The sequence below is a fragment of the Ideonella sp. P3_A4 genome, from assembly GCF_056403075.1.
The window spans coordinates 1-15168 of sequence record NZ_JBFUGE010000114.1; the positions used below are offsets into that span (position 1 = coordinate 1).

The window sequence follows — 15168 nt, forward strand, 5'->3', positions numbered from 1 at the left end:
GATCGAGAGCATCGAGGGCAAGCGCGGCGAGCCAAGATTGCGACCACCGTACATCGCCGAGAAGGGCTTGTTCGGCCGGCCGACGCTGGAGCACAACTTCGAAACGCTGTACTGGGTGCGCGACATCGTCGAGCGCGGGCCGGACTGGTTCACCGCCTTCGGCCGCCATGGTCGCCAGGGTTTGCGATCGTTCAGCGTCAGCGGTCGGGTGAAGCGGCCGGGCGTCAAGCTGGCGCCGGCCGGCATCACCTTGCGCGAGTTGGTTGACGAGTACTGCGGCGGCATGGCTGACGACCACGAGCTCTACGCCTATCTGCCTGGCGGCGCTTCGGGTGGCATCCTGCCGGCGTCGCTGGCGGATGTGCCGCTGGACTTCGACACGCTTCAGCCGCACGGCTGTTTCATCGGCTCGGCCGCGGTCATCGTGCTGAGCCAGCATGACAAGGCGCGTGATGCGGCGCTGAATGCGATGCGCTTCTTCGCCGACGAAAGCTGCGGCCAATGCACACCGTGCCGCGTCGGCACCGAGAAGGCGGCGCAACTGATGCAGGCCAACGCATGGGACCACGGCACGCTCGACGACTTGTCCGCGGTGATGGTCGACGCGTCGATCTGCGGGCTGGGTCAAGCGGCTCCGAACGTCGTTCGCTGTGTGCAACGCTACTTTGCCGACGAGGTGCAGGGATGAACGCTGTGAACTTCACGCTGAACGGTCAAGCCTGCGAAGCGCGCGAGGGCGAGACGATCCTGAAAGCCGCCGAACGCGTGGGCGTTGCGATCCCGCGCCTTTGCTACACCGATGGCCTGCGCGCCGACGGCAACTGCCGCGCCTGCGTCGTCGAAGTGCAGGGCGAGCGCACACTGGCGCCGTCGTGCTGTCGTGCGGTTCAACCCGGCATGGTGGTCGACACCCGCAGCGAACGTGCGCTGAAGAGCCAGCAGATGGTGCTGGAGCTGCTGCTGGCCGACATGCCCGAGGCGGGCTACCAGTGGATCGGCGGCGATGCACAGCGCCCGCACGGCGAGCTCAGCCAATGGGCCGACGCGCTGGGTGTGAAGGCGCGCCCGGCGCTGACCGCGCTGCGCCGCGAACAGCCGGCGGCGGATCTGAGCCACCCGGCGATGGCGGTGAACCTCGACGCATGCATCCAATGCACGCGCTGCGTGCGCGCCTGTCGCGAGGCCCAGGTCAACGACGTGATCGGCATGCGCGGCCGCGGCTCGAATGTGCAGGTGGTGTTCGACCTTGGCGATCCGATGGGCGACAGCTCGTGCGTGGCCTGCGGCGAGTGCATTCAGGCTTGTCCGACCGGTGCGTTGAGTGCGAAGTCGCTGATCGGCGACCAGCGGGTCGACAAAGAGGTCGAGTCGGTCTGCCCGTACTGCGGTGTCGGCTGCCTGCTGACCTACCAGATCAAGGACAACCGCATCGTCGCCGTGCAGGGCCGCGACGGCCCGGCCAACGCGAGCCGACTGTGCGTGAAGGGCCGCTTCGGCTTCGACTACGTGAACCACCCGCAGCGGCTGACGACGCCGCTGATCCGCCGGTCCGGTGTGGCCAAGGACGCTTCGGCGGAGAACCACCCCGGGCAGCCCAAGCGCGACTGGCGCGAGGTGTTCCGCGAAGCGACTTGGGAAGAAGCGTTGGACCTGGCCGCCGGCAGCCTGAAGCACTTGCGTGACCAGCACGGCCCGGCGGCGCTGGYCGGCTTCGGCTCGGCCAAAGGCAGCAACGAAGAGGCCTACCTGTTCCAGAAGCTGGTGCGCACGGGCTTCGGCAGCAACAACGTCGACCACTGCACGCGCTTGTGCCATGCCAGCAGCGTGGCCGCGTTGCTCGAAGGCGTGGGCTCGGGCGCGGTCAGCAACCAGGTCAATGATGTGCAGCACGCCGGGCTGATCATCATCATCGGCGCGAACCCGGCGCAGAACCACCCGGTGGCCGCCACCTGGATGAAGAACGCCGCCCAGCGCGGTACGAAGATCGTGCTGGCCGACCCGCGCCGCACCGACCTGGCCCGCCACGCCTGGCGCACGCTGCAGTTCAAGCCCGACAGCGACGTGGCGTTGCTCAACGCGATGCTCCACACGGTGATCGACGAGGGCCTGACCGACCCGGTCTTCATTGCCGAGCGCGTCAACCGCTTCGATGAACTGAAAGCCAGCGTCGAGGCTTTCTCGCCTGAGCTAATGGCGCCGATCTGCGGCATCGCGGCCGAGACGATCCGTGAGGTGGCGCGCGCCTATGCGACCAGCCCGGCTTCGATGATCTTGTGGGGCATGGGCGTCAGCCAGCATGTGCACGGCACCGACAACGCGCGCGGCTTGATCGCGCTGGCAGCGGTGACCGGCCAGATCGGCAAACCCGGCAGCGGGCTGCACCCTTTGCGCGGCCAGAACAACGTGCAAGGCGCGAGCGACGCGGGCCTGATCCCGATGATGTTCCCGAACTACCAGCGCGTCACCAATGCCGCGGCGCACGCCTGGTTCGAGAACTTCTGGGACGTCAAGCTTGACGACAAACCCGGCCTGACGGTGGTCGAGATCCTGCACCACGCGCTGAAGGCCGACGACGACCCGAAGAAGATCCGCGGCATGTACGTGATGGGCGAGAACCCGGCGATGAGCGACCCGGATCTTGCGCATGCGCGCGCGGGCCTCGCGAACCTCGAGCACCTGGTGGTGCAGGACCTGTTCCTGACCGAGACCGCGTGGCTCGCCGACGTGGTGCTGCCGGCCAGCGCGTGGCCCGAGAAGACCGGCACGGTGACCAACACCGACCGCATGGTGCAGATGGGCCGCCGTGCGCTCGAGCTGCCGGGCGACGCGAAGCCGGACCTGTGGATCATCCAGCAGATCGCCCAGCGCATGGGGCTGCCTTGGATCTATGACGGCGCCGAGAGCGGCGTCGCCGCGGTTTACGAGGAAATGCGCCAGGCGATGCATGGCGTGATCAAGGGCGTCAGCTGGGAACGCCTGGAGCGCGAGCACAGCGTGACCTACCCGTGCCTGAGCGAAGACGACCCCGGCCAGCCGATCGTCTTCCGCGACCGCTTCGCGACCGACGACGGCCGCGTGCACCTGGTGCCGACCCAGATCGTGCCGGCCAACGAGCGACCCGACGCCGACTACCCCTTCGTGCTGATCACCGGCCGCCAGCTGGAGCACTGGCACACCGGCAGCATGACGCGCCGCACCGAGGTGCTTGACGCGCTGGAACCAGCGCCTTCGGCGAGCCTGCACGGGCAGGATCTGCAACGCCTCGGGTTGGCCCCCGGCGATTGGCTGCAAGTGGCCTCACGCCGCGGCGCAGTGAGGCTGCAGGCGCGGCGCGATGATGGCACGCCGATCGGCACGGTCTTCATCCCGTTCGCATTCGCCGAAGCTGCCGCAAACCTGCTGACCAACCCCGCACTGGACCCGTTCGGCAAGATCCCGGAGTTCAAGTACTGCGCGGTGGCGGTGGCCCCTGCGCCGCTGCCGGTCTGACGTGGCTCAGTCGTTGTTCGCCGCCGTCACCACCGGCGGCGGCTTGACGCAGGCCGAGCCTTCGACCAGCGGCAGCAGGGTGGGCACCAACGCTTTCAGCAACTGCGACGGCAGCGCGCTGGTGAATTTGTAGTTCACCGCATCGGGCTCATGCACGTAGGCCATCAGCGTGCCGAAGTAGCGGTCGCCGATCAGGAAGGCGAGCGTCGCCGAGCGGTTGACGACGCGTGACGAGACCAGCTTGCCGCCGGCGCCGTAGACATCAAAGCGGTGGTCGCCGGTGCCGGTCTTGCCGCCGATCGGCATCACGCGGCCGTCGTGCAGCGTCATGGCGCCTTTCAGCCGCTTGGCGGTGCCGCCCTCGACTACGCCGATCAGCGCCTGCCGCACCAGGTCGGCCACTTCTGGCTTCATGACCTGCTCACCGGCGGGTGCTCGATAGGCCAGCTGGGTTTCATAAGGCGTTGCCGACGCGAAGCGCAGCGCATTGATGCGCGCCTGCGGCAGCGCCATGCCGCGGTTGACGATGATTCCCATCAGCTCGGCCAATGCGCCCGGGCGGTCGCCGGAAGCGCCGAGCGCCGTGGCGTAAGACGGGGTCAGCGATTCGAATGGGTAACCCAGACGCTTCCAGGCCTTGTGGACCTCGACGAAGGCTTCCAGCTCGAGCTGGTTTCTGATGCGCGAGTCCTGCGCGCTCTTGTGCCGGGTCTTGAACAGCCAGCCGTAGGCGTCCTGGCGTTCGTCGCGGCTCGCCTCCAGCGTCTGGCTCAAGGTGGCCTCGGGGTGGTGGCGCAGGTGGCCAGCAACCCACAGCGCCAGCGGGTGCACGCCGGCCAGGTAGCTGCGGTCAGCAAGCGACCAGCGCCCGGTGCGGTATTTCTCGTGCAACGTGTCGGCCTTGTCTTGCACGTCCGGCGTGTTGGGCAAGCGGCGGGTCAGGAACTGCGCCAGCTCGGCCTCGCCGGCGTCGGGTTCCAGCCCGTAGAACAGGCTCGCCAGCCGCGACGGCGTCGGCCTCACCCCTTGCAGCAGCGCATCTTCCATCTCTTCCGGCGTCTTGCCGGTGAACTGCTTGTAAAAGCGCACGATGAAGGTTCGGCCTTCCTTGTCGGCGAAGCGCGCGAGGAAGGCTTGGCGCGCGGGGTCGCCGCGGTCGCCGAGCAAGGCCGCGTTCATGTCCTCGCGGTCGGCCATCACGTGGCGCACCACGTCACGCATCAGGCGGATGAAGACCAGGTTGACAGAACGCGTGAAGGCCTCGCGCACCGTCAGCGTGCGGACGTTGTCTTCGGGTTCGAAGTTGTCGAAATGGTGCAGGCCGCCACCAGTGAAAAAACCCTCTTCCGGGTTGGCCGAGTAGGTGCGTTGCAGCGCGGCGTCCAGCATCGCCGGCAGGCCGTGATCACGGTTCTCGACCAGGTACTCGCGAGCCCATCTGCCGATCGGATCATGGTCGGCGACCTCCACGGCAGCCAGTTGCGCCGCGTCGAGATCGCCCCAACGCTCGTGCAACGCGGCCACTTGCTCCAGGTAGGTGATCAAGGTGCGCAGCTTGGCGGTCGAGCCCAGGTCCAGCCGGGCGCCTTCATTCAGGTCGAAGGGCTGGTCGAGGTTGTCGGTCTGCACGCGCAGCAGGTTGGCGCCTTCGCTGCGTTCGAACAAGGTGAAGCTGAAGACGATCTTGCTGGTGTCGTCGCCCTCGTTCAGCAGGTGAAAGCCGTACAACCCGGCTGCCTTCGCGGCGTCGGTGCGGCCCAGGCTGCGCAGCAGTGCGGTGGCGGCGCGCTGCGCGTCGCTGGCCAGGCTGCTGTTGACCGCCAGATCGAGGCGATCCAGGTCGTAGGCGCGCGGCAGGCCGAGCAACTGTTGCAGCTTGCCGCGCACGGCGGTGGCAGCCTTGCGCTCAACGAAGGACACCGGCGGCTCCGCTGACAGGCGCCGCTGCAGTGGCAGCGTCAGCGGGAGTGCAGCGTCGCGCAGCACCGCCGGGATGACCCCGGCCTCGGCGAGCAAGCGCAAGTGGCTGTTGGTCAGCTCGCGCAGAACAGGCTCCTCGTTACCGTCGAGGTAGTACGAAGGTCGCCGCTGCGCCACCATCAGCGAAAGAGCCTGCTTGAACGCCAGGGCCTGCTGCGGCAGCAAGGCTTGCTTGAAAGCCAATGCATGCCGCACGGGTTCGTCCGGCCCGGGGTCGGCAATGGGCGTCGCCAGCAGCTGGTTCACGTCTGCAAAGTCGCGCCCGTACCAGGCCCACAGGCCGTCGCCCAGGCCGTTGACCTCGCCGAAACCCGTCTGGGCCGACAGCGGCACCGTGTTCAGGTAGTCGAGCACGATTTGCCGCCGGCGCGTCGTCGTATCGTGGCCGTCGAGGTAGGCCCGCAGCGAGGCCGAGGCCATCTGGCGCAGTTTGTCGCGCGCCGTTTCGGTGCGGCCCTGCGGCGAGTGGCGGTATTTCTCGATCTGGGTCGCCAGCGTGCTGCCGCCGGCGGCGCTGTGTGATTCGTCGACCCGGTGCACCAGCTGGTCGAACGCCACCTTGCCGAGGCGGTCCCACTCGATTGCGGGGTTGCGCGTGGCCGGTGGGTCGAGCAGGTCGCGGTTTTCAATGAAGAGCAGGGCCTTGACGAGCAGCGGCGGCACCGCGTCCAGGCGGGCGTAGATGCGCTCGGGGTAGTTCGCCTCGAACAGCGGTTCGCCGCGGCAATCGCGCACGTTCAAGCCGGCCTGGGCTTTCTCGCGGTAGGTGGCGAACAGGCCTTCGTCACGCAGCTGGAGCAGCGCCGGCGACATGCGTGCCTGCGCGGTGACGGCGAAGTCTTGTTTGTCGAGGCGCCCGATCAGCTGCGGCAGCTGGTGGTAGCCCAGGCGCTGGTCGTACGGGCCGTTGCCGGCGAAGCGGATGGCAGGGCTGGGCCCCGGGTGCACCTCGAAGTTGAGATGACGCGCCCGTTCACTCAGCCATTCGGCCTGCTGGCGTGATGTTTGAAGCTCGTCGGCGACGAACCCGGCCAAGCCAAGCGTGGCCAGGATCAACAGCGCGGTGAAGAACCGCCTGACCGATCTCTTCCATGGGGCAACGTACTTCGCGTTCGACAAGGAGCCAAGCCTTTTCTAGAGCGAACATTTCGTCACCACCTTACCTTTCGCGTGTGACATCACCAAGGGCTTTCTACCGCTTCCAGGGCCATTTGCGGGCTGGCCGCAACAGGTCTTGACGGTGACGTTTTCAGGTGCGCTTCACGCCTTGCGCTCTTTGCCAGTGGCTTGTGCAGCGGCTTCGCGGAGCTTGTCTTTCTTGCTCTTGCGATGGCCCTTGACGCCGCCGTTCGGGTCCAGCCCGGTGCCTGCGCCCTGTTCAGGTGACACGGCCGGCGCCGTGGGTTCAAAGCCCGGCAGCGTTTCGCGCGGCACACGCTGGCCCTGGCGCTTTTCGATCAGGCGGAAATGTGCTTCCGCCGTGGGCGTGATGAAGCTGATTGCGTCGCCCTGGCCGCCAGCGCGGCCGGTGCGGCCGATGCGGTGGATGTAGTCGTCGGCGGCGCGCGGCAGGTCGTAGTTCACGACCACCGGCAGCGCGTCGATGTGCAGGCCGCGGGCGGCCATGTCGGTGGCCACCAGCACCTGGGTGCGGTTGGCCTTGAAATCGTCCAACGTGCGTACGCGGGCGCCTTGGCTCAGGTCGCCATGAAAAGCCTCGGCGTGGATGCCGCCGCGGCGCAGCTTGTCGGCCACATGCTCGGTCGCGTACTGGGTCGCGACGAAGACCAGCACGCGGTCATCGCCTGAGGTTTGCACGATTTGCTTCAGCAGCGCCGTGCGGCGCGCTTCGTCGACGACGATTGCGCGCTGGTGGATGTCGGCTCGTGCTGCGATGGCGGTCGCCACGCGGATGTCTTCAGGCTCGTGCAGCCAGGTCGCAGCGAGCGCCTTGACCGGCGGCGGCAAGGTGGCCGAACAGAGAACTGTCTGGCGCTTCTTCGGCAGCAGCGCCAGCACCTCGGCCAGCTCGTTGGCAAAGCCGAGTGCCAGCAGGCGGTCCGCCTCGTCGAGCACCAGAGTGCGCACGGTGTTGAGCTTCAGCGCGTTCTGCCGCACCAGGTCGAGCAGCCGGCCGGGCGTGGCGACCACGATGTCGGCGCCGCCGCGCAGGCCCATCATCTGCGGGTTGATCGAGACGCCGCCGAAAACGACCGCGATCTTGACCAGGCCAGGCAGCTCGTGGGCCAGGTCACCCAGCGTTTCACCGACCTGCAGTGCCAGCTCACGCGTCGGCACCAGCACCAGACCCTCGATCGGGCGTGGCGTGCGTGGTGTGCCGTTCTGCCATTGCTGCAGCAGTGGCAGCGCAAAGGCGATGGTCTTGCCCGAGCCGGTGCGAGCCTGCACCAGCAAGTCACGCCCGGCCAGCATCGGCGGGATGGCCGCCGCCTGCACGGGGGTAGGCTGCTGGTGATCTAGCGCCAACAGCGCCTGCTGCAGCGAAGCGGAAAGACCAAGGGAGGCGAACGGCATGGGGGCATTGTCGACGCCCGGACCTTGGTGGGGCGGCCTTCGGTCGAGAATGCGCCGGCCATCCGAACGAATCAAGAGGAGCTGCCGATGAAAACCCGTGCTGCCGTGGCCTGGAAGGCCGGTGCCCCGCTGACGATCGAAGAAGTCGACCTGCAAGGTCCGCGCGACGGTGAGGTGTTGGTGGAGATCAAGGCCACCGGCATCTGCCATACCGACCACTACACGCTCAGCGGCGCTGACCCCGAAGGCCTGTTCCCCGCGATCCTCGGCCATGAAGGCGCTGGTGTGGTGCTGGAAGTCGGCGCCGGCGTCACCTGGCTGAAGCCGGGCGACCACGTGATCCCGCTCTACACGCCCGAATGCCGCCAGTGCAAGTTCTGCCTGTCGCGCAAGACCAACCTGTGCCAGGCGATCCGCTCAACACAAGGCAAGGGCCTGATGCCCGATGGCTCGAGCCGCTTCTCGCTCAACGGCCAGCCGATCCTGCACTACATGGGCACGTCGACCTTCGCCAACCATATCGTCGTGCCCGGCATCGCGCTGGCCAAGATCCGGCCCGATGCGCCGTTCGACAAGGTTTGCTACATCGGCTGCGGCGTCACCACCGGCGTCGGTGCGGTGCTGTTCACCGCCAAGGTCGAGGCCGGCGCCAACGTCGTGGTCTTCGGCCTCGGCGGCATCGGGCTGAACGTGATCCAGGGCGCCAAGATGGTCGGAGCCGACAAGATCATCGGCATCGACATCAACCCGGCGCGCGAGGCGATGGCACGCAAGTTCGGCATGACGCACTTCATCAACCCGAAGGACGTGCCGAACATCGTCGATGCGATCGTGCAGCTGACCGACGGCGGCGCCGACTACWGCTTCGAGTGCATCGGCAACACCCAGGTGATGCGCCAGGCGCTGGAGTGCACGCACAAGGGCTGGGGCCGCTCGATCATCATCGGTGTCGCCGCGGCCGGGGCCGAGATCTCGACGCGACCGTTCCAGCTCGTCACCGGCCGCCACTGGGAAGGCTCGGCCTTCGGCGGCGCCCGCGGCCGCACCGATGTGCCGAAGATCGTCGACTGGTACATGGACGGCAAGCTGAAGATCGACGAGTTGATCACCCACAAGCTGCCGCTGGAGCGCATCAATGAGGGCTTCGAGCTGATGGAGCGCGGCGAGTCGATCCGCACGGTGGTCGAGTTCTGACGGTGGCGCTCGATCAACTTCTTGAATGACGAGGGTGGCGCTGGAGAGGGGGCCACGGCGGAGGGCCTGACGACCTTGCCTCACGCCGCGGCGAATTGGCCGTGGAAGGCGTGCGGCACCGCGTAGGGCAGCCGTGCCACCGCCAGCGGCCCGTCGCTCAGGTGCTCGGCGTCGAACACGCTGGCGAAGCTCTCACGCCAGCGCAGGTCGTAGCCGGCACCGACCAGCCAGCCCTCGCCCTCGCGGGTGCTGCCGGGCTTGGGCACGAAGACATGCTCTTCGACCACGGCGTCGGGGCCGAAGGTGAAGGCGTCGCGCCGGCCGCTGTCGCGGTCCAACCGCAGCACCGAGTCGTGGCCGAAGCGTTGCGCGCTGTCGCTGCCCAAGGCGGCGGGGTAGAAGACGACGCGGTGGCGCTGGCCGACGACGCGCGGATCGACGCGCGGGAATTCGAGCGCGTCGCGGCCTACCTCTGACCGGTGCTGCCCGCTGCGCAGGTTCAGCTGCAGCAAGGCCGGCTGCGAGCTCGGGCTGCCGCGGAAGTCGCCGTGCACGATGCTGCGCAGCCGCTGCTCGCCGACCGGCGCTTCGGCGGTGCGCACGTAGTCCAGCATCAGCATCTCGCCATCGTCCCAGGCGTTGGCGAAGTGGAAGACCATCTCGGCCGGCGTCTCGAAGACGCGGCGGCGCTCGAAATCAGCCTTGTCGATCACCAGCACGCGGGTCGCGCTCGACTGGCCCGGCGCCTGCCAGCGCATCGAGCCGGCGAAGCTGCCACCGGCGCGCACCGCGTCCATGTCCAGCGTCAGTGGTGGCAGCAAGAAGGCGAGATAGCGTTTCGTGACGACGAAGTCGTGCACCATCGCGCAGGGCGGCATGTCGAACACTGCGTGGCGCTTCAGCTCACCGGCTACAGACAGCTGGTACAGCACCATCTTGCCCATGCCGGTGCCGAAGTTCCAGATGGTGCCGTCGGGCTCGACCTTCGGGTGGGCCGAGAACGGCATGCCGGCCAGTTCGTCGGACCAGCGGACCGGGCCACGCGTGGCCAGCGTGTCGCGATCCAGCGCGTAGGCCGAGCCACCTTCCCACAACGCGAGCAGCCGGTCTGGCAGTGGTAGCACGCTGGTGTTGGCGACGTTGATGTCGTCCGGCCCGCGCATCGGGCGCTTGGCCGCGATCGCAGTGCCGAAAGCCGGCAGCAGGAATTCGCCGGCTGCCTGCTCAGCCTGGAATTTGGCGGTGCGCACGAAGCGGCCGCGGTGCGACACGCTGCCGGCACCATCGAAGCGCCAGGCCTGCACCAGGCCGTCGCCGTCGAACCAGTGCTGGTAACGCTGGCCGGCGCGCTCGAACAGCGCCGGGCCGTTGCGGTACAGCGTGCCGCGCAGGGCTTCGGGCAGCTTGCCTTCGATGCTGGCGCCGTCGCAGGCCAGGTCCTGGCCTTGCAAGCCACGCATCGTCTGCAACGCGGCATGGTCGCCGAAGCCGGCCGGACGTTGCCAGGCGGTGCCCGCGGCATAGGAGGGCAGTGCGAGCGGGGTGACCAGCGCGGCGGCGCTGGCGCCGAGGAAATGACGTCGTTGCATGGTGGGCTCCTGGTGGGCGTTCAAGGCAGGTGGCAGGTGGATCACGGCAGGTGGATCACGGCGCGGGTGTCGCCCTTCACACTCAGCTTGGCCTTGTCGAAGCTGGGCGGGCCGAAGTTGCCAGCGGCGTCGTTCGAGAAGGCATAAGGTTCGGTCGGCATGCCCATCGCATTGCTGTCGAGCTTGCCGTTGGCGTTGCGGTCGACGAACAGCGAGACGGCGTAGTCGCCATCGGGCAGGTCAGACACCTGCACCGTCATCGTGCCGGCCGCTGCGGCTTGGCGCAGGCCCCGCAGCGGCTGTTTCAGCCACTGGCCGGCCTGGTCGTAGATGGCGACCATCAATTCACCGGGCGCGGCCACTTGCTGGACTTCCAGTGTCAGCGTGGCGGCGCTGGCGGGGGCAGCGGCTGCCAGCAAGGCGAGCAACAGCGTGGGGGCGGTCAAGCTGAGGGACAGGCGGTGCGGCAACAGGGCAGTCATGGGAGGCTCCTTGAGGTGTACGCCGTTGTTGGCGCAGGCGGATCCTCCGCTGGCCGCCGGCACGTAGCCAGTTCGCTACGACAAACGGTCCGTGGCGAGCGTGACCTGCCGCAAGAGTTCGCCAGTTGCAGCGCGCATTCGTGAGAAATGACCTGCCGTGATCCTCCTTTCCATGGCTTTGCGCTTGGGCGGGCTGCCGATGATGTCGATACCAGGACGCGTCTCAACCAGTCCTGGCCAGGCTGCGGTTGCCCCCGCCGCCGAGGAAAAGCCAGGGTTCCATGCTGCTGAAGAGGTACTCCATGAGCCACAGCCCTGCTGTTTCCGCCGCCGCTCGAGGCGCTGTATTGCTGGCTTCCGTGGCCGCCACCTGGGTGGCTGCGGCCGGCCACGCGGCTGAGCTGCCTCCCGCCGCCACGCCGGCCGAAAAGATCTGGCTGCTCGGCGACCCGCCGGCACCGGACGACAACCACGGCACCCCCGAGCGTGTGGCCCTCGGCAAGGCTCTGTTCTTCGACCCGCGCATCTCTGGCAATGGCACCGTCTCGTGCGCCAGCTGCCACAACCCGTCGCTCGGTTGGTCCGACGGCCTGCGCACCGGCATCGGCATCAACGGCACGGTGCTCGGCCGCGGCACGCCCACCGTGCTGAACACCGCCTACAACACCCAGTTCATGTGGGACGGCCGCAAGAAGAGCCTGGAAGACCAGGCGCTGGGCCCGATGAAGACGCCGGAAGAGATGAAGACCGACTTCACGGCCGCGCTGGCTTTGCTGAACAAGGTCCCCGGCTACCGCCAGATGTTCCTGGCCGCCTACCCCGGCGAAGGCGTCAGCGAAGACACCGTGGCGAAGGCGATCGCCTCCTACGAGCGCACGGTGGTCTCGAAAGACTCGCGTTTCGACCGTTGGGTCACCGGCGACCGCGGCGCGATCAGCCTGGCCGAATGGCGTGGCTACCAGGTCTTCAAGGACCCGGGCAAGGKCAACTGCGTGGCCTGCCACAAGCCGCCCAACTTCACCGATAACGGCTTCCACAACATCGGCATTGCCCACCCCGGCGGCCAGGAAGACCTGGGCCGATTCAAGATCCGTGCAGTCGCGGTGCTGAAGGGGGCCTTCAAGACACCGACGCTGCGCGACATCGAGCTGACGGCGCCGTATTTCCACAACGGCAGTGCCGGCACGCTCGAAGCGGTGGTTGACCACTACGCCCGTGGCGGCGACGACCGTTCGAATGTGTCGCCTGACGTGCGCAAGCTCGACCTCAGTGACGCCGAGAAGGCGGACCTGGTGGCGTTCATGAAGTCGCTGACCGGCTCGGCCCAGGTGGCCAGCCTGCCGCAGCTGCCGCAATGAGGCGCGCCCTGCCTCTGGCTCGCCTGGCCGCCGGGCTGGTGCTGGCCGGCGCGGTGCTGGCGGCGCATGCAGGTACCGACACCGGCCGCTCCGACGGTGCGCTGCTGCCGCGCGACAGCCGTGATGCAGCGGTCTTCCGCGGGGGCCTGGTCTACGCCAACTACTGCGTCACCTGCCATGGTGTGAACGCCGACGGCAATGGCCGCGCGGCGCGCCTGCACAACCCGCGGCCTGCGAACCTGCGCGCCAGCGACAAGAACGACGCCTACATCCGGCTCATCGTCGCACGCGGCGGCGAAGCCGTCGGCCGCTCGCCGGGCATGCCGCCCTGGGGCGAAGAGCTGACCGACGAGCAGATCAACGACGTGACCGCCTTCGTGCGCTCGGTCAATCTGCGCTGACCGTTTTCACCCTTTGATCGACCGCTCTGCCATGAACAAACCGCTCATCACTTTCGCCTTGCTGCTGCCGCTGGCCTCTTTGCAAGCGCTTGCCGCGCAGGAGCACCTGGTGACCCAGAAGGACAAGTCCTTCTCGACCAAGACCCTGTCGGTCAAGGCCGGCGACAAGGTCGTGTTCCGCAACGACGACAGCTTCTCGCACAACATCTTCAGCCTGACCGATGCGATGCCCTTCGATCTGGGCACCTATGGCAACGGCCAGACCAAGGCCGTCACCTTCGCCAAGCCGGGCAAGTACGAGATCGAGTGCGCGATCCACCCCGACATGCGGCTGATCGTCAGCGTGGCGCCCTGAGCACAAGGTTGACCGTGACGCCGCTGCACCGCCGAATCAACCTGCTTTGCGCAGCGTGGGTGCTGGGCGCGGCGGTGGGGTGGTGCGGCTCGGCCGCCGCGGCCGGCCCTTTGCGCCATGGGCAAGCGCCGTTGTCGGGTGTCGGCGGCCCGCTCGACCTGATCGACCAGGATGGTGCGCCGTTCAGCCTGGCCCGCGTGGCCGGCCGGCCTGTCTTGTTGTTCTTCGGCTTCACCCGTTGTGGCAGTACCTGCCCGGCTGCGCTGGGCACGGCACGTCAGCTGCTGGGCGGTTGGGGCATGCGTGCGGCGCCGGCGATCGTCTTCGTCACGCTGGACCCGCTGAGCGACGGCCCGCACGAGCTGAAGACCCATCTCGAACACATTGACCCGCGCTTGATCGGCCTGACCGGCACGCCAAGGCAGATCACCCGCGCTGCCGAGCGCTACGGCGTGGGCATGCGCGAGCGCGAAGGCGGCGTTGACCACAGCTCGATGTGGTACCTGCTCGACGCGCGAGGCCAGGTCCAGCGCGTCTACGCCTACACGACACCCGCCGACGAACTGGCGGCAGACGTGCGCCAGCTCACCTCGCCCTGATTTTCTGAAAGCCACGATGTCCACTGCCCCTCTTCCCAAATTCGGCCGCCTGCTGCGGGCCCCGGGGCGCCACATCGGCGCCCGCTTGGGGCTGGGCTTCGCGTTGCTGTGCCTGCTGCTGCTGGCGGTCGGTGGCTTGGCGATTGGCCAGTCGCGTGCGATGCAGGCGCGCTTTTCCGCGGCGCTGGACGGCCGCGTGCCCGCACTGGTGCGGCTGCAGACACTGAACGGTGAGGTGCAGCTCGTCAACATGGCCGCACGCGATGCGCTGCTGGCGCCCGACGAGGCGGCGGCAGCCGAGGCGCTGGCGCGCATCGAGGCCGGACGCGGCAAGATCGGCGCCGAGATCGAAGCGATGCAGAAGGCGATGGAAGGCAGCGACGACCCGTTCGCGCCGGCCGTCGAAGAGCTGGCCAACCACAGCAGTGGCGTGTTGGTTGCGCTGCTGAAGTTCTCGCGCTTGCAAAAAGGCGGCAACGCAGACGGCGCGAAGACGCTGCTGTACGGTGCGTTGATCCCGAAGATGAACGCCTTCGCCGAGATGATCGGCAAGGCCCAACATGTGCAGACCGGCGCGCTGGAGCAAGTGCGTGACAGCTCGGCCGAGGCGGCACGCCTGGGCCAGCGGGTGACGGCCGGCGCATTGGCGCTGGCGGTGGTCACCGCGCTGCTGTTGGGCTGGCGCCTGACGCGCAGCATCACCCGGCCGATCGCCGACACCGTGCGGCTGGCCGAAAGCATTGCCGCCGGCGACCTGAGCCGGTCGATGCAAGAACAGGTACGGCAGGACGAACTCGGCCAGCTGCAGCAGGCGATGCTGGCGATGCAACACCAGCTGAGCGAGCTGGTGGCCGGCATCCGCCACTCGGCTGACAGCATTGCGCTGGCCAGCCAGGAGATCGCCRGCGGCGGGCTTGACCTGAGCCAGCGGACCGAAGAAGCCGCCACCTCGCTGCAGCGCACGGCCGAAGCGATGAGCGAGCTGACGCAGACGGTGGATCGCAGCGCCGAGTCGGCCCGCGCGGCCGGCGAGATGGTGACCTCGGCCAACCGCGCCGCCGAGCGCGGTGGTCAGGTGGTGGCCGAGGTGATCGGTCGCATGAACGAGATCGCGTCGGCCAGCAGCCGCATCGCCGACATCACCAGCGTGATCGACGGCATCGCCTTCCAGACCAACATCCTGGCG

12 protein-coding genes are annotated in these 15168 nt (G+C 67.9%); 8 read left to right on the top strand and 4 right to left on the bottom strand.

The features are described from left to right. Nucleotides 1–688: NADH-ubiquinone oxidoreductase-F iron-sulfur binding region domain-containing protein (locus AC1DYI_RS12865; RefSeq protein WP_477204508.1), on the top strand; the 688-nt coding region annotated here is incomplete at its 5' end. Next, entirely contained in the window at nt 685–3489 is a 2805-nt protein-coding gene (gene fdhF / locus AC1DYI_RS12870; protein WP_477204509.1) for a formate dehydrogenase subunit alpha, read from the top strand. The genes AC1DYI_RS12865 and fdhF, both read left to right, overlap by 4 nt. A gap of 6 nt (nt 3490–3495) precedes the next feature. Here fdhF and AC1DYI_RS12875 read toward each other — a convergent pair whose 3' ends face one another. Then, nucleotides 3496–6588: a transglycosylase domain-containing protein gene (locus AC1DYI_RS12875; RefSeq protein ID WP_477204510.1), complete on the bottom strand. Its 3093-nt coding sequence runs from the start codon at nt 6586–6588 to the stop codon at nt 3496–3498. Nucleotides 6589–6729: 141 nt separating this feature from the next. After that, a complete protein-coding gene (locus AC1DYI_RS12880) occupies nt 6730–8004 on the bottom strand; it encodes a DEAD/DEAH box helicase (RefSeq protein ID WP_477204511.1) in 1275 nt (424 codons plus the stop codon). Nucleotides 8005–8091: 87 nt separating this feature from the next. Between AC1DYI_RS12880 and AC1DYI_RS12885 the strand changes: the two genes are divergently transcribed. Next, entirely contained in the window at nt 8092–9198 is a 1107-nt protein-coding gene (locus AC1DYI_RS12885; RefSeq protein WP_477204512.1) for an S-(hydroxymethyl)glutathione dehydrogenase/class III alcohol dehydrogenase, read from the top strand. 80 nt (nt 9199–9278) lie between these two features. Here AC1DYI_RS12885 and AC1DYI_RS12890 read toward each other — a convergent pair whose 3' ends face one another. Both AC1DYI_RS12890 and AC1DYI_RS12895 read right to left on the bottom strand, forming a co-directional pair. Next, complete coding sequence (locus tag AC1DYI_RS12890; protein ID WP_477204513.1) at nt 9279–10787, bottom strand: carotenoid oxygenase family protein; 1509 nt, start codon at nt 10785–10787, stop codon at nt 9279–9281. Between the two features lie 41 nt (nt 10788–10828). Then, a complete protein-coding gene (locus AC1DYI_RS12895; RefSeq protein ID WP_477204514.1) occupies nt 10829–11269 on the bottom strand; it encodes a DUF2141 domain-containing protein in 441 nt (146 codons plus the stop codon). 302 nt (nt 11270–11571) lie between these two features. Here AC1DYI_RS12895 and AC1DYI_RS12900 point away from each other — a divergent pair, with 302 nt between their 5' ends. The 5 genes from AC1DYI_RS12900 to AC1DYI_RS12920 all read left to right on the top strand — a co-directional run. Further along, nucleotides 11572–12627, top strand: a complete 1056-nt coding sequence (locus AC1DYI_RS12900) for a cytochrome-c peroxidase (RefSeq protein ID WP_477204515.1) — start codon at nt 11572–11574, stop codon at nt 12625–12627. Beyond that, complete coding sequence (locus AC1DYI_RS12905; protein ID WP_477204516.1) at nt 12624–13028, top strand: c-type cytochrome; 405 nt, start codon at nt 12624–12626, stop codon at nt 13026–13028. Before AC1DYI_RS12900 ends, AC1DYI_RS12905 begins: the two co-directional genes overlap by 4 nt. A gap of 31 nt (nt 13029–13059) precedes the next feature. After that, nucleotides 13060–13383, top strand: coding sequence for a cupredoxin domain-containing protein (locus AC1DYI_RS12910; protein WP_477204517.1), 324 nt, complete (start codon nt 13060–13062; stop codon nt 13381–13383). 14 nt (nt 13384–13397) lie between these two features. Beyond that, nucleotides 13398–13982: an SCO family protein gene (locus AC1DYI_RS12915; RefSeq protein ID WP_477204518.1), complete on the top strand. Its 585-nt coding sequence runs from the start codon at nt 13398–13400 to the stop codon at nt 13980–13982. A 16-nt stretch (nt 13983–13998) separates the two neighbouring features. After that, the coding region (locus AC1DYI_RS12920) for a methyl-accepting chemotaxis protein (RefSeq protein WP_477204519.1) at nt 13999–15168 on the top strand (1170 nt) is incomplete at its 3' end.

What these genes read in the sequence shown, in the direction of transcription:
- AC1DYI_RS12910 (WP_477204517.1), top strand. Translation starts at nt 13,060, where the DNA reads ATGAACAAACCGCTCATCACTTTCGCCTTGCTGCTGCCGCTGGCCTCT.
- AC1DYI_RS12895 (WP_477204514.1), bottom strand. Translation starts at nt 11,269, where the DNA reads ATGACTGCCCTGTTGCCGCACCGCCTGTCCCTCAGCTTGACCGCCCCC.
- AC1DYI_RS12905 (WP_477204516.1), top strand. Translation starts at nt 12,624, where the DNA reads ATGAGGCGCGCCCTGCCTCTGGCTCGCCTGGCCGCCGGGCTGGTGCTG.
- AC1DYI_RS12880 (WP_477204511.1), bottom strand. Translation starts at nt 8,004, where the DNA reads ATGCCGTTCGCCTCCCTTGGTCTTTCCGCTTCGCTGCAGCAGGCGCTG.
- AC1DYI_RS12890 (WP_477204513.1), bottom strand. Translation starts at nt 10,787, where the DNA reads ATGCAACGACGTCATTTCCTCGGCGCCAGCGCCGCCGCGCTGGTCACC.